An 18,709-nucleotide genomic window follows, 5' to 3' on the forward strand; every position below is an offset into this window, starting at 1 on the left:
TATGCCTGTGGAAAGTAAAGTTTACACACCGCCAGCAATTAGCACGCGTTCACCGCTAACATATGCCGCCTCTTCCGATGCCAGAAACAGCGCGACTTGCGCCACATCTTCCGGCAAGCCAAAGCGTCCAAGCGGCGTAGCGGCAATCAGTTGTGCTTTCAACTCCGGATGCATCTTCTTCGCCGCCAGCAAACCTTCGGTCAAAATAATGCCGGGAGCTAACGCATTGACGCGAATATTGCGTGGGCCAAGTTCGCGTGCGAGGCCTTGCGTCAAGGTATCGATCGCGCCTTTGGTTGCCGCCCACAGCACCGAACCGGGCGTGCTGCGTTGGCTGTTTAAGGCGCTTAGATTGATGATGGAACCGCCGCGTGCGGGGAAATGTTTTGCCGCCTGCTGACACACCAGCAAGGTGCCCAGCAGATTCACGTTCAGCTGCTGCTGCATTTCGCTGATACTAAGGTCGGCAAAGTCACCGTGGTGAAAAATGCCGGCGTTATTCACCACAATATCGGGTGCGCCAAACTGCTCAATGCTGCTAGCGAACAGGCGCTGCACATCTGCCTCGCGTGAGATATCAGCCTGGACGGCGATGGCGTCGCTACCCAGCGCCTGGATGTCGGTCACCACATCCGCCGCACCCACTTCGTCCTGAAGATAATTCACCACCACCCGAGCACCGGCCGCCGCGAAAGTCATGGCGATGGCGGCACCAATGCCTTTCGAAGCGCCCGTCACCAGCGCAATTTTGCCTTCAAGTGTTTTCATCGTGTCTCTCCACCTGAGATTTCGGGGAAGATAAAGCATGCGCTGTCCATACAATCGGGTGGTAGCGCAATCCTGCAAGCTTCTTGCACGATCCTGCAAATCTGCTGCTCAAGGACTAGGCGCAACGCCAGCGACAAGCGAGAATATCAACTCAGTGATTTCTTATCGCGGAGCGCAGAACGCATGATTCATCAGGAACAATGGCAGCAGTTGGTGGCAATCATTGCCCGCCATGCGCCGCAGGATGGTCGTCACTATTGCCCGATCGATTTTCTCTCTTTCGGCCGCAGTTCTCAGCCCACCAGTTTGGCGCATGTGGCGACCTGGGCCAGCTTTGCTCTGATCGCGCAGGGGCAAAAAGCGCTGCGCATGGGCGATGAAGTGATGCATTACGGACCGGGTGATTTGCTGCTGGTGACGCTCGATATGCCGGTGCAATCCTGCGTGGTGATGGCGACGCCAGAGAAGCCGAATCTCGGCGTAGGAATCACCATTAATGAAACGCGTCTGATGCGTTATCTGGAACACTTTCCGCACCATCACCTCGCGACTACGTCGGTTAGCGAGCGCGGTATCGCCGTGCATAAAGTTGCGCCGCCGTTGGTGGATGCAGTGATGCGTTTGGTGGAGTTGCTGGATCATCCGCAGGACATTGCCGCGCTGGCACCGTTAATTGAGCAGGAGATTTTCTATCGTCTGCTGACCGGGCCAGAAGGGCCGCGTATTCTCAACATGGCGTTGACGGAGCGGCCAGGCAACAAAGTGGCGCGTGCCGCACGCTGGCTAAGGGAAAACTTTCATCATCCATTGAAAATGGATCATCTGGCGAGCAGCGTGGGGATGAGTATTTCGTCGCTGCATCATCACTTTAAAGCGGTAACGGCGATGACGCCGATGCAATATCAAAAGCAGCTGCGGCTCAACGAAGCGCGTCGTTTGATGTTGATTGAAAAGCTGGATGCTGGAACGGCGGGTTATCGGGTGGGTTATCAAAGTGCTTCGCAGTTTAGCCGCGAATACAGCCGCTTTCACGGCCAGTCACCGGCGCGTGACGCGCGAACAATTGCGGTGGGTGCAGAGTGGATAAACCCACCGCAATGAGGTTTACAGCGTGCGTGCCGCTTCCATTGCCAGCGCGAAGGAGCGCAGACGCGCCTGCGAATCGTAAATCTGGCCGTTGACCATAATTTCATCCGCCTGGGTTTCACGCATCAACGCGGCGAGGCCGCTGCGCACTTTATCGCTATCGCCGACAATTGACATGCTCAGGGCCTGCTGCACGCCATATTGCTCGGACGGTGACCACAGATTATCCATGTTCTCCACCGGCGCGGGCAGCGGACCCGGTTTGCCACGGCGCAGATTAATAAACTGCTGCTGCATCGAGGTGAACAGGAAGCGCGCATCACGCTCGCTTTCGGCCGCCACCACGTTGACGCACACCATTGCATACGGCTTCGCCAGACGCGCTGAAGGTTTGAATTTCTCACGATAAATATGCAGCGCCTGGAACAGCAGATCGGGCGCGAAATGCGAGGCAAACGCAAACGGTAAACCAAGCTGAGCGGCCAATTGCGCGCTATACAAACTGGAACCGAGCAGCCACACCGGAATTTTCAATCCTAAACCTGGCACCGGTTGAACTGGCGGATGTTCACCCTCTTCGGCGTCAAACCAGCGAATCAGTTCAGAAACATCTTCCGGGAAGCTATCTGCCTGGGCGCTGGAAAGATGACGACGCAACGCCAGCATGGTGCGTTGGTCCGAACCGGGCGCGCGGCCCAGTCCCAAATCGATACGGCCAGGATAGAGTGATTCGAGGGTACCAAACTGTTCGGCGATCACCAGCGGCGCATGGTTGGGCAGCATGATGCCGCCTGAGCCGAGGCGCAGCGTTTCGGTATTGGCGGCTAGATAGCCGATCAAGACTGAGGTCGCGGCGCTGGCAATCCCCGTCATATTATGGTGTTCAGCCAGCCAGTAGCGGTGGAAACCCAGCGCTTCAGATTGACGGGCCAGCGCCAGCGAATTATGGAACGCATCGCGTGCAGCGGAACCTTGTGGAATAGGCGCCAGATCCAACACGGACAGGCGAACAGTTTTTTTCTCAGACATGGGCACTCCAAATAGGGATGGCGCAGGTGTTTAGTCGGACCTGCGCTTGTGAGTATTACTCATCGTTACCCATATTAAAACTGCTAATAACCGCAGGAATATAGCCGGAATGTGCCTTTACCGCTCGCCTTCAAGCGCCATCCCGGCCAGGCGACGCCAATATCCGTTGCAGTCGCTGCCACGCGCCATCATCAGCGGGGCCTGACCGGCTTCGTTGGCGCGGAAGCGATCCACTTCGGCGAGCGTACTTTCGCCCTGTGGCGACAAACGCACAATGTCGATCCAGTTATGCATGCCGCTCAAATCATTGCCGAGGTTGTAGCAATAGCCGCTCATGGTCTGAATGCCGTTGAGGACAAACACCTGCTGGCCTTCCTGTGAAAGCACGCGGCGGCCAGTGGGATAATTGATGCAGCAGGTTTGGCAATCATCTTTGCCGCGATTCTCGGCGCGTGCGGTGAAGCAGCGGGCCGACAACGCCAGCGGCAGATGGCCATAACCGAGCACTTCCACCTCAAATTGCTCGCGCACGCCCGCCGCATCGCACTGCTGCAGCAGCTGAATTAGCCAGTCGCGAGACATCTCCACCGGAATGCACCAGCGCGTCATGCCTTCTTGCAGCAACAGTTGCAGCGTCTGCGCGTTATATACGTTGAGCGTTGGTCCGGCGACAAATGGCAATTTGCGTTCTGCCGCCATGTTCACGGTACCGATGTCATTGGCTTCCAGCAGGAACTCACCGTTCTCGACATAGCGCCGCAGCTCCTTAACTTCTGATGGCGACTGCAGCAGTGCCAGCGTACTCAGCACCACTTGCTTACCCTGCAGCGCCAGCATGCGTGCAATCTCCATCCATTGATTGAATGACGTCGCGCGTCTCTTGCTGCACACCGCTTCGCCGAGATAGATGATTTCGGCACTGCTCTCGGCGGCGCGTTGATAAAAGGTTTCAAGCGTATCTGTTGGCCAGTACCACAGCACCGGCCCGATGGCGTATTTCATGCGATCTCCTTATTGCCAGTCGCGGTGATAAGCACCGAGCGTGGTTTGGCTGCCTTCTGATAACTCGCCCAGCGCCTGCATCCAGGGTTCTTGCACGACATACTGCTCAGGCGATGCCATGCAGCGATCGATGGCCTGACGCCACACTTTTGCCACCTGCGCCACATAGGCCGGGCTGCGCTGACGCCCTTCAATTTTCACCGAGGCAATGTTGGCGCGCAGCAGTTCAGGCAGCAGCGACAAAGTGTTCAGGCTGGTGGGTTCTTCCAGCACGTGATAGAGCTGGTTATCCACTTCATAACGGCCTTTACACAACGTGGGATAGCCCGCGCTCTCGTCGGGCGCGTAGCGGTCAATCAGCACTTCATTCAGGCGTGATTCCATGCCCTTTGGCGTCTGTTGCCAGCGGACAAATTTCGCTGGCGAGCAGGCACCTGCGCTGTTAGGCGACTCGCCGGTCAGCCAGGATGAGAGATAGCAGCGGCCTTCGGCCATAATGCACAGGCTACCGAAGGCGAACACTTCCAGCGGCACCGGCGTCTCACGCGCCAGCTGTTTGACCTGATACATCGATAGCACGCGCGGCAGCACAACGCGGCTAAGTTGAAAGTGACGATGATAAAAATGAATGGCCTGAAGATTGGTGGCGGAGGCTTGTACCGAAAGATGACGCTCAACCTGCGGATAGCGTTTTGCCGCGTACTCCAGCGTGGCAATATCCGCCAGAATCAGCGCATCCGCACCGTTCTGGGCGGCAACATCAATCGCGCTTTGCCAGCGATTCATCCCATCAGGATGGGCGAAGGTGTTGATGGCCACATGCAGTTTGCGGCGATGCTGATGCAGATAGCGCGCGGCTTCAGCCAGTTTCTTATCGGTAAAATTGAGGCCAGCAAAGTGGCGGGCATTGGTATCGTCTTTCAGGCCGACATACACCGCGTCAGCACCATGCTCCACCGCCGATTTCAGCGCAGGCAAATTCCCCGCCGGACACAGCAGTTCCATACATTTTCCTCCCCGGATTCTGAAGCCGAAGAGTGTAAATAACTGACCGGACAGCAATGTTGATTTAAGGCAGTGAAAGCGGCATTGATGATCGGGAGTGAGGCTTTTTCGTCCAGCCAGGCGGCGATTTCCTTGATCTCAGTGGAGGCGACGCCGGTCAGATGTGGCAAAATAGATGAAATTTTCTGAAGGGAATGTCGATGATGTTTGCGCGCTTACGCGGTCTGATTGTGGAAAAAGGCCCAGAATTCCTTGCTTTACCCGTTTCCATTACCCCTTTCCCGCTAAAAAAAGCTATTCTGCAACAACTCCTAAACTGGCAATTTCGTCATGCTTTGTCTGAAGGTGAGTTAGACTTTCTGGAAGGGCGTTATCTGGGGATCGAAGTTGCCGATGTGAATCTGCGCTGGATCACCACCCTGCAAGCAGGGCGCCTGACCGTTTCGCGCGACACCGAGGCTGATGTCTGGTTTCGCGGTGAAGCCAACGATCTGTTGCTGGTGGCAGCACGCAAAGCGGATCCCGATATGTTGTTCTTTCAACGCCGTCTGGTGATTGAAGGTGACACGGAGCTGGGACTTGAGGTGAAAAACCTAATGGATGCCATTGAACTGGATGCCATGCCCACGCCATTACGCACGGGATTGCAGCAGCTCGCTGCTTTTATTGAGGCAGGAATGAAACAGGACGCGAAGGCCGCTGAGGCGCGCGCGGGGATCTCATGTTGATTCGTACTGAAATTGGCGTTGATGCAGCAGGCATCGATAGCCTGTTAAAGCGCAGTTTTGCTACCGCTGCCGAAGCGGAACTGATACAGCAACTGCGCGAAGATGGCTTGCTGACTCTTGGTGTCGTTGCCACGGATGATGAAGGTCAGGTGCTGGGTTATGCCGCTTTCAGTCCGGTGACCCTGCAAGGAGAAGACCGCAACTGGGTAGCGTTGGCGCCGCTCGCCGTGGATGAATCGGTGCGCAAACAGGGCCTTGCTAAACAGCTGGTGTATGAAGGATTGGATTCACTTAATGAGTTCAGCTACAGCGCCGTGGTGGTGTTGGGCGATCCTGAGTTTTACAATCCACTCGGCTTTGAACCGGCGGCACGACATGGTTTGCACTGTCGTTGGTTAGGCAGCGAAGCGGCCTTCCAGGTGTACAAACTGGCAGGCGATGCGTTTGTCGGTGCAGAAGGGCTGATCGAATTCGCCGAACCGTTTAATCGTTTCGACTAAACCAGGCTATTAAGCAGGGCGGCTGCTGCGCAACCAGCAGCAGCTTTTGCGCGCGGCTAAGCTGCTTCACCTGATATTCAAGGCGTGACGCCGCAGCGCGATCGCCGGCATCGCAATGAAACACCAGCGTTAAGGGCCCTTTGCCGCGCAGCGAACGCGCGCCGCGTCCCTGCTGATGCTGTTGCAGGCGACGGTTAACATCGGTGGTGATGCCGGTATACAGCATGCCTGCGGCGGTTTGTAGCAGATAAAGTTGCCAGCCTTGTTCCATCATACTCATCTCGAAAATTAGCTGGCAGGCAGTGTAGCGCGCTTCAGGCCGCATCGCTATTCGCCGCACGGAGTCCGATTTTGTCCGACCATGCTCATCTGATTCGCTACTTAAAAAAACAGCATGTGCTGTCGTTATCTGCCAGCCACGGCGACGATCTGTGGTGCGCCAACTGCTTCTATGTGTTTGATGCAGCGAACATGGCGTTCTGGCTGATGACCGAGCCTGACACGCGCCATGGCGCATTAATCCAGGCAAATCCTCGCGTGGCAGGCACCGTGAATGGCCAGCCGAAAAGCGTGTTGTTGATCAAAGGCGTGCAGTATCGCGGCGTGATTCAGCTTCTAAGCGGAGAAAGGGAAACGATGGCGCGTCACGCCTATCAGAAGCGTTTTCCGGTGGCGAAGAAAGTCACGGCGCCGCTGTGGGAAATCATGCTCGATGAAGTGAAGATGACCGACAATGCGCTGGGCTTTGGCAAAAAAATTGTCTGGCAACGCAGCGACATGTAGGTGCAAGAGGTAAATTTCCGCCCCGGATCAAGTTTGAGCGATTTCCACATGGCGGAATGAAATGACCTGAATAACACTAAGGCCTATCCGCCGCGTATCCCAACGCGGCATCGTTATTCAGTTGAATACGGAATTCTGTGATGACCCAACTCTCTTCTCACGCCCCAGTGACACGCTTTGCCTGGTGGAAACCGCTGCTGTTCCTCGCCGTTGTGGTAATCGGTCTGTGGTATGTCAAATGGCAGCCTTATTACGGCAAAGCCTTTACTGCCGCCGAAACGCACTCGATTGGTAAATCGATTTTGGCCAATGCGGCGGACTCACCGTGGCGCGCAGCGCTTGATTACGCCATGGTCTATTTCCTCGCCGTGTGGAAAGCGGCGGTGCTCGGCGTGATCCTCGGATCGCTGGTGCAGGTGCTGATTCCACGCGCCTGGCTGCTGCGTCTGATGGGCAGCTCGCGCTTTGGCTCGACGCTGATGGGCACTGGATTAGGTTTGCCAGGCATGATGTGCAGCTGCTGTGCAGCGCCGGTGACAGCTGGCTTGCGTCAGTCGCAGGTTTCCAGCGGCGCGGCAATGGCGTTTTGGCTGGCGAATCCGCTACTCAATCCCGCCACGCTGATTTTTATGGGCTTTGTACTTGGCTGGAATTTTGCGGCGATTCGGCTGGTGGCGGGTTTGATGATGGTATTGGGCATCGCGTGGCTGGTGCAGCGCAGCGTGCCGGATCAGGCCGTTGCCGCGCCCGTTATACCGGCTCGCGATGAGCAGCCGTTTCTGACGCGCTGGCTGCGAGTGATGTGGCGACTGTTCTGCAACACCATTCCGCTGTACATCGTCGCGGTATTGTTGCTCGGTGCCGCGCGCGTTTGGCTGTTCCCGCACGCGGATGGCGCGGTGGGCAATACGCTGTTTTGGGTGATGTTGATGGCAATTGCTGGCTGCCTGTTTGTGATTCCCACCGCTGCGGAAATCCCGATTGTGCAGACCATGATGCTGGCGGGCATGGGCGTTGCGCCCGCGCTGGCGTTGTTAGTCACGCTGCCCGCCGTGAGTGTGCCGTCGTTATTGATGCTGCATCGCGCCTTTCCCGCACGGGCGCTGTGGATCGCGCTGATCGGCGTGGCAGGCAGCGGCATGCTGCTCGGCGTGCTCGCCTTGTGGCTGGCGTAACCACCAAATCTTCTGATTGCGGCTGCCGCGCCACAGCAGCCGCGCATCTTTTTCCGCTTCGATAAAACGTCCGTCAATCAGCACATCAATCTCATCCACCACTTCGCGCTGCGCCGCACTGAGTTCCGCCATCTCGTAGCCGGTCCACAGCCAGATATCCTTATCCGGACATTCACGTCGCACGCGTTTCACAAGGCGGCGCACATGCGGCACGTTATGCGGATGCAGCGGATCGCCGCCGCTCAGCGACAAGCCCTGACGCGGAATGCGCCGATCGTTAAGATCGGCGATCAGCTTCTCTTCCATCTCCAGCGTAAAAGGTACGCCGGAATCCAGCTGCCACGTGCTTTGGTTATAGCAGCCGCGACATTGATGTTCGCAGCCCGCGACAAACAGTGTGCAGCGCGTGCCGGGCCCGTTAACGATATCAACCGGATAATAGCCGTGGATGCGCATCATCCCAGCTTTCCTGTCTCCAGATGTTTAACGCGCCGCTGTACCTCTTCTTGTTTACCGGCGTTAAACGGACGCGCATCCGGGCTGCCGAGATAGCCACACACGCGGCGCGTCACCGACACGCGCGCCGGATCGTGATTACCGCAGCATGGGCAGGTGAACCCTTTGCTGGTGCAGCTGAACTCGCCGCTAAAGCCGCATTCGTAGCACTCATCGATCGGCGTATTGGTGCCGTAATAGGGCACGCGGTGATAGCTGTAATCCCAAACGTCTTCGAGCGCTTTGAGGTTGTGCTGGATGTTGGGGTATTCGCCGTAACAGATGAATCCGCCGTTAGCGATGGCGGGATAGGGCGCTTCAAAGTCGATCTTGTCGTAGGGATTGACCTTTTTCTCCACGTCGAGATGGAAGCTGTTGGTGTAATACCCTTTGTCGGTCACGCCTGCCACCACGCCAAATTCCGCGGCATCGAGACGACAGAAGCGGTCGCACAGATTCTCGCTCGGCGTGCTGTACAAGCTGAAGCCGTAGCCGGTTTCCTCTTTCCAGGCATCCACCGCGTTACGCAGATGGGTAACAATCGCCACGCCTTTTGCCCGCAGGTATTCGGCGTCATACGGATGTACTTCGTTGCCGCTCAGCGCATTCAGCGTCTCATGCAGGCCGATGTAGCCAAGGGAAATCGAGGCGCGGCCGTTGCGGAAAATGGCGCCCACTTCGTCATCCGCTTTCAAGCGCACGCCGCAGGCACCTTCCATATACAGAATCGGCGCCACGCGCGCTTTGGTTTTTTCCAGCCGGGCGATACGCGTCATTAAGGCACGCTTCGCCAGCGCCAGACGTTCATCCAGCAAGCGCCAGAACTGCACTTCGTCGCCTTTGGCTTGCAGCGCGATACGCGGCAGATTGAGGCTGATGACGCCAATATTGTTGCGGCCTTCATGAATCTGCTCGCCGTTCTCCTCGTAGACGCCAAGGAAGCTGCGGCAGCCCATCGGCGTTTTAAACGAACCGGTCACTTCCACCACTTTTTCGTAGTTAAGGATATCCGGATACATGCGTTTGCTGGCGCACTCCAGCGCTAGCTGTTTGATATCGTAGTTAATTTCGCCAGGCCGACGATTCACCCCTTCGCGGATAGCAAACACCAGTTTCGGGAACACCGCCGTTTTATGATTTTTACCCAGCCCGGCAATGCGGTTACGCAGAATGGATTGCTGGATCAGCCGCGCCGCCCAGTCGGTGCCGAGGCCAAAGCCAAAGGTGACAAACGGCGTCTGGCCATTGGCGGTGTGCAGCGTGTTCACTTCATACTCCAGCGACTGAAACGCGTCGTAGCACTCTTTTTCGGTGCGCACGCGCGCATAGGCTTCGGCATCGGGAATCTGCCACTCTAGCGCCACCGCGCGGTGTTTTTCCAGGCTGAGCGTGACGAACGGCGCCAGCACTTCATCAATGCGGTTGATGGTGGTGCCGCCGTAAATATGGCTGGCAACTTGCGCGATGATCTGTGCGGTCACCGCCGTGGCGGTAGCGATCGATTTGGGCGGCTCGATCTCGGCATTACCCATCTTGAAACCGTTAGTCAGCATGCCGTGCAGATCGATCAGCATGCAGTTAAACATCGGGAAGAACGGGGAATAGTCGAGATCGTGGTAGTGGATGTCGCCGCGCTCATGCGCCAGCACCACATCGCGTGGCAACATTTGCTGCTGAGCGTAATGTTTAGCGACGATACCGGCCAGCAGGTCGCGCTGGGTTGGGATCACTTTGCTGTCTTTATTGGCGTTTTCATTGAGCAGCGCCGCGTTGGTTTGCTCCACCAAACCGCGAATGGCGTGATGCAGTTTACCGCGCTGCTCACGCGCTAGATCGCGGTCATGGCGATATTCGATATAGGCGCGTGCCAGCTGCGGCCAGCGTCCGCTCATCAGCGTCTCTTCCACCGCGCACTGAATGTCGCGGATATCCACTTCGGCCTGTTCAGCCAGCTGCTGGCTAACCTGCGCCGCCACTTGCGCGCACCAGGCCGTATCATCGATTTGTGCCGCACGCGCGGCCGCGCTTACTGCCGCCTCGATCCGCTGCGCATCAAACGGCACTCTGCAGCCGTCACGCTTAATCACCACCGTCGCCATTTCTTCTCCATGAAACTATATGTAGATAATTTTAAGGAGTGTAATCGCTATATATGGTGTTTACGCAGTAATTAATCGCAGGCGGTTTGACCTACAGCAAGGAAGCCACAACCAAGATTGAAAGCCGCGCAATGGTTACTCTAATGCTCGTCAGTAAGCGTCTTTCGGTCACCATAAATGGCGACCCTACAATGGATTGGCGCGATTTTCGTAGGGTGCGCATTCATGCGCACCTGCATGCATATGCAAATTAATGTTTAACTGAGCGGCATTACGCAATGGTTACTCTGGCTAAACTACAAAAGTTTTAACCCGCCTTGATTTCGGTTTGTCGCCACTTGCTTTGCAAAGCGAAACAGGTTTAATGGGCCTTTTGCCCATTTTGGTCCGCTGTTTCATTTACAAGGATGCCCAGATGCCATTGCAGAGAACCTTGCTTGCCTGTTGTTTATCCATGACTTTTTCCGCCTTCGCCGCGCCCGCCGGAGATTTACCGCTGATGCCGTGGCCACAAAGCGTGGTGCAGCCGAGCGGCGGCGGGGCGTATGCGTTAACACCGCAGCTCACGTTGCATATCTCGGGCGATCATCTGGAAGGTGCTGAATCGCGCTGGCGTGCGCGCATTGCGCGGCAAACCGGCTGGCCGCTGCTGCCAGCCAGCGCATCCAGCGATCATCCCAACATTCAGGTGCAAATCGCGCAGGCGGTTGATCCGATTCCCCAGCCGGACAGCGACGAAAGTTATCATCTGCTGGTTAACAGCGACGGCGTGTTACTGAAAGCCAATACGCGCTTTGGTGCGATGCGCGGCATGGAAACCGTGCTGCAGCTGATCGAGAACACCGAAAAAGGCACCGAAATCCCCTACGTCACCATTGACGATAAACCGCGCTTTCCGTGGCGCGGCGTGCTGATCGATTCGGCGCGCCACTTCCTGCCGATTGAAACCGTGAAGCGGCAAATCGACGGCATCGCCGCTGCGCGTATGAACGTGTTTCACTGGCACTTAACCGACGATCAAGGTTGGCGTTTTGCCTCCAGCCACTATCCGCAGCTGCAGGAAAAAGCCAGCGACGGCTTGTACTACACGCAGCAGCAGATGCGCGATGTGGTGCACTATGCCACGCAGCGCGGCGTGCGCGTGGTACCGGAAATCGATCTGCCTGGTCATGCCTCGGCGATCGCGGTGGCGATGCCGGAATTAATGAGCGCGCCGGGCCCGTATCAGATGGAACGCGGCTGGGGCGTGTTTAAGCCGCTGCTCGATCCCAGCAACGACGCGGTGTTCCGCTTTATCGACACCTTAATGGGCGAAGTAACGGCGATCTTCCCCGATCCCTACATTCACATCGGTGGCGATGAGGTCGATCCAAGCCAGTGGAATGATTCCACGCGTATTCAGCAATTTATGCGCGATCACGGTCTAAAGGATACGCATGCGCTGCAAGCCTGGTTTAACCAGCGCGTTGAGAAAATCCTCGAAGCACATCAGCGCCGCATGATCGGTTGGGATGAGGTTTACCATCCTGATCTGCCAAAAAGCATTCTGATTCAATCGTGGCAAGGACAGGATGCGTTGGGCACCGTGGCGAAAAACGACTTCCGCGGCATTCTCTCCACCGGTTTCTATCTCGATCAGCCGCAAACCGCCGCCTATCACTATCGCAATGAACCCTGGCCGCAAGGGCTTAACGGCGCGGATCAGGTGCAAGCCGGTGAGCAGACGCAGAGCTGGCAATTCACCATGCCGCGTCTGAAAGGCAGCGCGCTGAAAGGCAGCTTTACGCTGATTGAGGGGAAAAACGGCTGGCGCGGCTTTATCGATTTCAGTGGCAAAGCGCGTCGTATGGTCAGCGATATCCGCTGGCTGTCGCCTACGCAGCTGACCTTCAGCGTCGATACGTGGATGGGGCCGTTCCAGCCAATGGTGACGCTGACGCAAGACAAGCTGACCGGTTATATGCTGGTGGGCAACGTACGTTATCCCACGGAAGGTAGCAAACTGGCGCAAGTGCCAACCGGCATTGCGCCATCTGTACCGACGCCGGAGCAGATGCAAAACAACCTGATTGGCGGCGAAGCGGCGCTGTGGGCGGAGAACGTTAATAGCCGGGTGATTGATACGCGCCTGTGGCCGCGCGCTTTTGTGGTGGCTGAGCGGTTATGGTCGGCAAAGGATGTCACCGACAGCGATAACATGTATCAACGCCTGAGCGCGGTGGATCGCTGGGGCACTATTTCTGTCGGTTTGCAGCAGCATCAGCAGGCTGAAGTGCAGATGATGCGTCTGGCAAACAGCAGCGACATCACGCCGCTGCGCATATTGGCCGAAGTGCTGGAACCGGCGCAGTACTACACGCGCCAGCATCTGAAATTCCAGGTGGGACATTACGACTATTTTGAACCGCTCAATCGTTTGGCGGATGTGTTGCCTGCCGAGAGCAACGCGGTGCGTTTGCTGGATAAGCAGGTTGATCGCTTGATCGCCAATCGCGCCGATCACGCGGCGGCGCATGCCATCCGTCAGCAGCTGCAGCGCTGGCAGAACAACAGTGATGCGGTGATGCCGCTGATTCTGGGTAGCTATCAGCTCAAGCCGCTACAGCAGCAGGTGCAGCAAGTGACAGAACTGAGCCGGATGGGGCTGGATTTGGTCAACGCGCTGGAGCGTAATCAGGCGTATGGCGCAGGCGAAGTGGCGCAGATGCATACGCAACTGGACGCGGCAGCGCAGGTGCAGGATGAAACGGTGCTGGCGCTAGTGCGGCCGCTGGAGAAGTTACTGCGATCGTTTAAATAACAGAGGTCGCCATTAATGGCGACCCTACGAAAAGCGTAGGGTGCGCATTTATGCGCACCGCGATCAATCAACGACGAACCGCAATCGCCTCAATCTCAATCTTCACATCTTTCGGCAGACGCGCCACTTCTACGCAAGAACGCGCTGGGAAGCTGGCGTTGTGCTCGGTGAAGAACGCTTCGTAAGTTGCGTTCACCGTGGCGAAGTCATTCAGATCCTTCACAAACACGGTGGTTTTCACGATATCGCTCACTTTCAGGCATGCTGCTTCGACAATCGCTTTCACATTTTCCAGTGACTGACGTGCCTGCGCAGAAACATCGTCGGCAACGGCGCCGGTGGCAGGATCAACCGGGATCTGGCCTGAAGTGATGATCATACTGCCGAGATCCACGCCCTGCACGTAGGGGCCAATCGCTGCGGGTGCGTTTGAAGTACTGATTTCGCGAGACATTGTTTCTCCTTGAAAGTGCGCGGCCGACCGATGTCCGCCGCGAAATGAATCGTCCCATTATAGGGACGACGCAGGCGATTACCAGTGACCGAGCACCACGTGGCGCGCGAACTCTTTCTCGCAATATTTGCACTTCAGATGTACATCATCTTCGCGCTTTTTCACCGCAAAGCTGGTGAACACCGGCTCGTTGCGGCTGATGCAGTTGCTGTTCGGGCAAGTCAGCACGCGGTCAATACGATCCGGCAAAGTTGGGGCGATCTTCGCCACCACTTCGTATTCGTCAATGCGGTTCACCGTGGCAAGCGGCGCATACACCGCCAGCTGATTGATCTGATCGTCGGTCAGGAAGGTGTTTTCGATCTTGATCAGATCTTTGCGGCCCATCTCGCCCGACGGCAAGTTGAGGCCAATGGTGATGCGCTGATCGGTTTCGGTCAGACGAAAAAGCGACAGTAACTTAAAGCCGACCTGCGCCGGGATATGGTCGATCACCGTGCCGCGTTTGATGGCTTCAACCTGCAATTTATTATCGTGTGTCATCGCTTTGCTCCTTACAGTGCCAGTTCGCGATTCAGTACCAGCGCCAGCAGTGCCTGGCGAGCGAAGATGCCATTTCCAGCCTGCTGGAAATACCAGGCGTGCGGCGTGCTATCCACGTCGGTGGTGATCTCGTCGATACGCGGCAGCGGATGCAGCACTTTCATGTTGTCGCGCGCACCGGCTAAATCGGCGGCGCGCAGGATGAACTGTGCTTTAACGTTGGCGTATTCCGACGGATCGAGGCGCTCTTTCTGCACGCGCGTCATATACAGAATGTCGAGTTCTGGCATCACTTCTTCGATGGTGTCGTGGCGCGACCAGGCAATGTTCTGCTCATCCAGCATATCGGTGATGTACGACGGCATCGCCAGCGCATCCGGCGCGATAAAGAAGAAGCGGTTGCCATCAAACTTCGCCAGCGCCTGCGTCAGTGAATGCACGGTGCGGCCATATTTCAGGTCACCGACCATCGCCACATTAAGGTTATCGAGGCGATTTTGCGTTTCGCGAATGGTAAAGAGATCGAGCAGCGTTTGCGTCGGATGCTGGTTGGCACCGTCACCCGCGTTGAGAATCGGAATGCCGCCGGAGAATTCCGTCGCCAGACGCGCCGCGCCTTCCTGCGGATGACGCATCACGATGGCATCGACGTAAGTACCAATCACCGAAATGGTATCGGCGAGGGTTTCTCCTTTCTTGCCGAGCGAGGTGTTGCTGCCGTCGGCGAAGCCCACCACCGACGCGCCGAGACGATGCATCGCGGTTTCAAACGACAAGCGCGTGCGCGTTGAAGCTTCAAAGAAGCAGCTGGCGATCACGTTGTGTTTCAGCAGCTCCGGCTGGGGATTGGCTTTCAACTGGGCGGCGGTATGCAGCACCAGCTCCAGCTCGTCGCGGTTGAGATCGTTGATGGAAATAATGTGCTTGCGATATAGCGGGTTGGCCATAGCGTTCTCCTCTGCGCTGCCGGATTGCGGACAAAAAAAAGCCCCTGCTTAAGGGGCTTTTTTTACGATCGATTGATGACGGAAAGAAACAGATGCGCCGCCCGCTGTCAGGCGTCGTTGAGCGTCAAATTGTGCGCTGCGCTGTTGCATGTTTCCTCCGGCAAATTGGGCCGCATTATACGCATTCACTGATTTGCATCAAGCAAATATCGCGCACGAGGTAAACGTTTGCGGCGCGACCAATCATAGCTTGCCGAGCGTCGCCACCATCACCGCTTTAATGGTGTGCATGCGGTTTTCAGCCTGATCGAACACGATGCTGTGCGCAGATTCAAACACCTCATTACTCACTTCCATGCCATCCTGCAAACCGTACTGCTCGGCCATTTGCCGGCCCAGCGTGGTTTTGTCGTCATGAAAGGCAGGCAAGCAGTGCAGGAACTTCACCTGCGGATTGCCGGTCAGTGCCAGCATCGCGCTGTTCACCTGATAAGGACGCAGCAGAGCGATGCGATCTTCCCACACCGATTTGGCTTCGCCCATCGACACCCACACATCAGTGTAGATGAAGTCGGCACCTTGCACGCCTTCGGCGATATCTTCGGTCAGGGTGATTTTGCCACCGGTTTGCTGCGCGGCCACGCGGCATTGATCCACCAGCTCCGCTTCCGGCCAGCAGCCTTTTGGTGCCACCAAACGCAGATCCAGGCAGACCAGCGCAGCGGCTTCCAGCATGCTGTTACCCATGTTGTTACGCGCATCGCCAACGTAAACCAGCGTCATTTCATTCAGCGCTTTACCCGGCAAATGTTCCTGCATCGTCAGCAGATCGGCCAGCAGTTGCGTGGGGTGGAATTCGGTGGTTAGGCCGTTCCACACCGGCACGCCAGCGAATTCCGCTAAGGTTTCCACCAGTTCCTGGCCGTAGCCGCGATATTGAATACCGTCATACATGCGTCCCAGCACGCGCGCGGTGTCTTTCATTGACTCTTTATGGCCGATTTGGCTGCCACTTGGGCCGAGATAGGTAACGTTAGCGCCCTGATCGTAAGCGGCAACTTCGAAAGAGCATCGGGTACGAGTCGAGTCTTTTTCGAAGATGAGCGCGATGTTTTTGCCTTTCAGGTACTGCGTTTCGCTGGCATTTTTCTTTGCGTGTTTTAATTCACCTGCCAGACTCAGCAGAGAATCGATTTCGGCTGGGGTGAAATCCAGCAATCTCAGGAAATGTCTTTGATGTAGCTGACTCATACAGCGCTCCGGGTGCCCACATTAAAATGAATTAAAATTCAATCTAACCGTATGAATATGCATTTTCAACCCCAGCGTTAAGAAACTTGTTGTTTTGTGTAGTGGCGCGCGAGGCAGTGTGGGAAAATAATTGTATTCAGCCGAATATTTGAGGACACACCCATGGCATATGAAGCATTGCTGGAAGAACAGCGCGAAGAGACGCGACTGATCATTGAAGAGTTGCTGGAAGACGGCAGCGATCCAGATGCGCTTTACACTATCGAACATCATCTCTCCTGCAACAACTTTGACTCGCTGGAGAAGGTCGCGGTTGATGCCTTCAAACTGGGCTACGAAGTCAGCGAGCCAGAAGAGCTGGAGCTGGAAGACGGCACCACCGTGATGTGTGTGGATATCCTGAGCGAAGGCGCGTTGAAGCCTGAGTTGATTGATGCGCAGGTTGAGCAGTTGGTGAATCTGGCGGGCAGCTACAACGTCGATTACGACGGTTGGGGCACCTACTTTGAAGATCCTGATGCCGAAGATGAAGACGACGATGGCGAGTTCATCGACGACGAAGAAGACAACGGTGTGCGTCACTAAGCATTAATGGGCGGCGCTCGCCGCCCTGAAACCTCTCCCCGTAAGACAAAGACTGCCCATGAATTACGCTCCGCTATTAGAACCGATCTATCAATTCCTGCATTGCCGCACGCCACAAGCGTGGATTGATGAAGCGCGCAAGCCGGAAAATCTGACGTTGCTGCTCACCGATCACATGGTTTGCGAATTGAAAGCCGCGCAAACTGCGGTGTTTATCATCCGTAAATACGTGGCGGATAAGCCGAGTGGTGATGCCATTCTGGCGTGGCTCAAGCCGTATGAAGATTTTATCTACCGTGACGAGCAGGACAGTAATTTCATCAATGCCCACAAGAATCTGACCAAAAGCATTATCGTGCGCAACGAACTGCCTTGGGCCGACGATCTGGTGGAGATGATGGTGCTGCTGGTGAAAGAGGAATTGCATCACTTCTATCAGGTGTGGGAGATCATGCAGTCGCGCGGTTTGCCGTATCGCAAAATCACCGCCAGCCGCTATGCCAAAGGTTTGATTCGCGAAATTCGCACTTATGAGCCGGAAGCGCTGGTGGATAAGCTGATTTGCGGGGCGTACATCGAAGCGCGTTCCTGCGAGCGTTTCGCCAGCCTGGCGCCGTATCTGGATGAGCAGTTGGAGAAGTTCTATATCTCGCTGCTGCGCTCGGAAGCGCGTCATTATCAGGATTACCTGAAGCTGGCACAGCAGATTTCGCCGAAGGACATTGCGCCGCGCGTGCAGGTGTTTGGTGAAACAGAAGCGCGCTTAATTAGCGAACCGGATAGCGAGTTACGCTTTCATAGTGGTGTGCCGGCAATTTGGTGCGCATGAATGCGCACCCTACAAAAAACCGGCAACTAAACCGTAGGGTCGCCATTCATGGCGACCTCTATCATCACAACACCTTCAACATCCGCACTTCGCAATCCACATGCCCGGTACAGCCCATCGCGTTATCAATCAGCTCAAACCCCAACGACTCGTACAACTTAATCGCACGCGTCAAACTGCCGGTGGTTTCCAGATAGCAACGCTGAAAACCCCGTTGACGGGCAAATTCCATGGCGCGCAGCGCCAGATCGCGCGCCAGGCCTAAGCCGCGCACCTGCGGCAGGAAATACATCTTCTGCAGCTCGCAGATATCCGGCGCGCTGCAGGCCAGCGGAGCAACGCCGCCGCCGCCCACCACCACACCATCATGTTCCACAATCCAGTAGGCGCTATTGGCTTCGCTGTAGAGTTCGAACAGGCGATCGAGATGGGGATCGGACACGGTGTAGCCTTTGTCCGCGGTCAGGCCAAATTCAGCTGACACATCACGGATCACCTGCGCGATCAGCGAGTTATCGGCAGCGGTAATGGGGCGCACCTTTAAATTGATGGAGGCGTCGGTGGTCATCATTATCTTCCGGTAAAAAAAAGCCGGGCAGTGCCCGGCTTCGATTAAGCAGTTGGACTGAA

20 protein-coding genes are annotated in these 18,709 nt (G+C 56.2%); 8 read left to right on the forward strand and 12 right to left on the reverse strand.

The annotated features are described in order from the left end of the window. Positions 1–21: 21 nt before the first annotated feature. Positions 22–768, reverse strand: coding sequence for an SDR family NAD(P)-dependent oxidoreductase (locus BM323_RS11670; RefSeq protein WP_008104284.1), 747 nt, complete (start codon positions 766–768; stop codon positions 22–24). Positions 769–951: 183 nt separating this feature from the next. Here BM323_RS11670 and BM323_RS11675 point away from each other — a divergent pair, with 183 nt between their 5' ends. After that, complete coding sequence (locus BM323_RS11675) at positions 952–1,869, forward strand: AraC family transcriptional regulator (protein ID WP_008104282.1); 918 nt, start codon at positions 952–954, stop codon at positions 1,867–1,869. A gap of 3 nt (positions 1,870–1,872) precedes the next feature. Here the strand turns inward: BM323_RS11675 and BM323_RS11680 are convergent, their stop codons facing one another. The 3 genes from BM323_RS11680 to BM323_RS11690 form a co-directional block, all read right to left on the reverse strand. Continuing rightward, a complete protein-coding gene (locus BM323_RS11680; RefSeq protein WP_008104280.1) occupies positions 1,873–2,883 on the reverse strand; it encodes a luciferase-like monooxygenase in 1,011 nt (336 codons plus the stop codon). Positions 2,884–3,000: 117 nt separating this feature from the next. Further along, complete coding sequence (locus tag BM323_RS11685; RefSeq protein WP_008104278.1) at positions 3,001–3,885, reverse strand: U32 family peptidase; 885 nt, start codon at positions 3,883–3,885, stop codon at positions 3,001–3,003. Between the two features lie 9 nt (positions 3,886–3,894). Continuing rightward, entirely contained in the window at positions 3,895–4,890 is a 996-nt protein-coding gene (locus BM323_RS11690; RefSeq protein ID WP_008104276.1) for a ubiquinone anaerobic biosynthesis protein UbiU, read from the reverse strand. 203 nt (positions 4,891–5,093) lie between these two features. Here BM323_RS11690 and BM323_RS11695 point away from each other — a divergent pair, with 203 nt between their 5' ends. Beyond that, positions 5,094–5,618 (forward strand): ubiquinone anaerobic biosynthesis accessory factor UbiT, encoded by a 525-nt coding sequence (locus BM323_RS11695; protein WP_036648365.1) that lies wholly within the window; start codon positions 5,094–5,096, stop codon positions 5,616–5,618. Next, the gene (locus BM323_RS11700) at positions 5,612–6,118 is read left to right on the forward strand and encodes a GNAT family N-acetyltransferase (protein ID WP_008104273.1); all 507 of its coding nucleotides are present in this window, start codon (positions 5,612–5,614) and stop codon (positions 6,116–6,118) included. Before BM323_RS11695 ends, BM323_RS11700 begins: the two co-directional genes overlap by 7 nt. Here the strand turns inward: BM323_RS11700 and BM323_RS11705 are convergent. Continuing rightward, complete coding sequence (locus BM323_RS11705) at positions 6,102–6,389, reverse strand: GIY-YIG nuclease family protein (RefSeq protein WP_036648362.1); 288 nt, start codon at positions 6,387–6,389, stop codon at positions 6,102–6,104. The two genes, BM323_RS11700 and BM323_RS11705, sit on opposite strands and share 17 nt — an antisense overlap. Positions 6,390–6,469: 80 nt before the next feature. Here BM323_RS11705 and BM323_RS11710 point away from each other — a divergent pair, with 80 nt between their 5' ends. Both BM323_RS11710 and BM323_RS11715 read left to right on the forward strand, forming a co-directional pair. Then, entirely contained in the window at positions 6,470–6,901 is a 432-nt protein-coding gene (locus BM323_RS11710) for a YhbP family protein (protein WP_008104269.1), read from the forward strand. Positions 6,902–7,041: 140 nt separating this feature from the next. Next, complete coding sequence (locus BM323_RS11715; RefSeq protein WP_091003752.1) at positions 7,042–8,076, forward strand: permease; 1,035 nt, start codon at positions 7,042–7,044, stop codon at positions 8,074–8,076. Here the strand turns inward: BM323_RS11715 and nrdG are convergent. Both nrdG and nrdD read right to left on the reverse strand, forming a co-directional pair. Continuing rightward, the gene (gene nrdG / locus BM323_RS11720) at positions 7,969–8,535 is read right to left on the reverse strand and encodes an anaerobic ribonucleoside-triphosphate reductase-activating protein (protein WP_008104266.1); all 567 of its coding nucleotides are present in this window, start codon (positions 8,533–8,535) and stop codon (positions 7,969–7,971) included. The two genes, BM323_RS11715 and nrdG, sit on opposite strands and share 108 nt — an antisense overlap. Then, on the reverse strand, positions 8,532–10,670 hold the full coding sequence (gene nrdD / locus BM323_RS11725; RefSeq protein ID WP_008104264.1) for an anaerobic ribonucleoside-triphosphate reductase: 2,139 nt from the start codon (positions 10,668–10,670) through the stop codon (positions 8,532–8,534). The genes nrdG and nrdD overlap by 4 nt, the downstream gene beginning before the upstream one ends. 415 nt (positions 10,671–11,085) lie before the next feature. Here nrdD and BM323_RS11730 point away from each other — a divergent pair, with 415 nt between their 5' ends. Further along, the gene (locus BM323_RS11730; RefSeq protein WP_008104262.1) at positions 11,086–13,470 is read left to right on the forward strand and encodes a beta-N-acetylhexosaminidase; all 2,385 of its coding nucleotides are present in this window, start codon (positions 11,086–11,088) and stop codon (positions 13,468–13,470) included. A gap of 67 nt (positions 13,471–13,537) precedes the next feature. Here the strand turns inward: BM323_RS11730 and ridA are convergent, their stop codons facing one another. The 4 genes from ridA to argF form a co-directional block, all read right to left on the reverse strand. Then, entirely contained in the window at positions 13,538–13,924 is a 387-nt protein-coding gene (gene ridA / locus BM323_RS11735) for a 2-iminobutanoate/2-iminopropanoate deaminase (protein ID WP_008104260.1), read from the reverse strand. Between the two features lie 78 nt (positions 13,925–14,002). Then, positions 14,003–14,467 (reverse strand): aspartate carbamoyltransferase regulatory subunit, encoded by a 465-nt coding sequence (gene pyrI / locus BM323_RS11740; RefSeq protein ID WP_007886734.1) that lies wholly within the window; start codon positions 14,465–14,467, stop codon positions 14,003–14,005. A gap of 11 nt (positions 14,468–14,478) precedes the next feature. Beyond that, entirely contained in the window at positions 14,479–15,414 is a 936-nt protein-coding gene (gene pyrB / locus BM323_RS11745) for an aspartate carbamoyltransferase (RefSeq protein ID WP_008104258.1), read from the reverse strand. Positions 15,415–15,657: 243 nt separating this feature from the next. Next, entirely contained in the window at positions 15,658–16,665 is a 1,008-nt protein-coding gene (argF, locus tag BM323_RS11750; RefSeq protein ID WP_008104256.1) for an ornithine carbamoyltransferase, read from the reverse strand. A gap of 162 nt (positions 16,666–16,827) precedes the next feature. Here argF and rraB point away from each other — a divergent pair, with 162 nt between their 5' ends. Beyond that, on the forward strand, positions 16,828–17,250 hold the full coding sequence (gene rraB, locus BM323_RS11755) for a ribonuclease E inhibitor RraB (protein ID WP_008104254.1): 423 nt from the start codon (positions 16,828–16,830) through the stop codon (positions 17,248–17,250). 58 nt (positions 17,251–17,308) lie between these two features. Further along, positions 17,309–18,079, forward strand: a complete 771-nt coding sequence (locus BM323_RS11760; protein ID WP_008104252.1) for a tRNA isopentenyl-2-thiomethyl-A-37 hydroxylase MiaE — start codon at positions 17,309–17,311, stop codon at positions 18,077–18,079. A gap of 64 nt (positions 18,080–18,143) precedes the next feature. Here BM323_RS11760 and BM323_RS11765 read toward each other — a convergent pair whose 3' ends face one another. Further along, positions 18,144–18,647, reverse strand: coding sequence for a GNAT family N-acetyltransferase (locus BM323_RS11765; protein WP_008104250.1), 504 nt, complete (start codon positions 18,645–18,647; stop codon positions 18,144–18,146). Positions 18,648–18,709: the final 62 nt, after the last annotated feature.

It is taken from the genome of Pantoea sp. YR525, assembly GCF_900116775.1.
Taxonomy (GTDB): domain Bacteria; phylum Pseudomonadota; class Gammaproteobacteria; order Enterobacterales; family Enterobacteriaceae; genus Pantoea; species Pantoea symbiotica.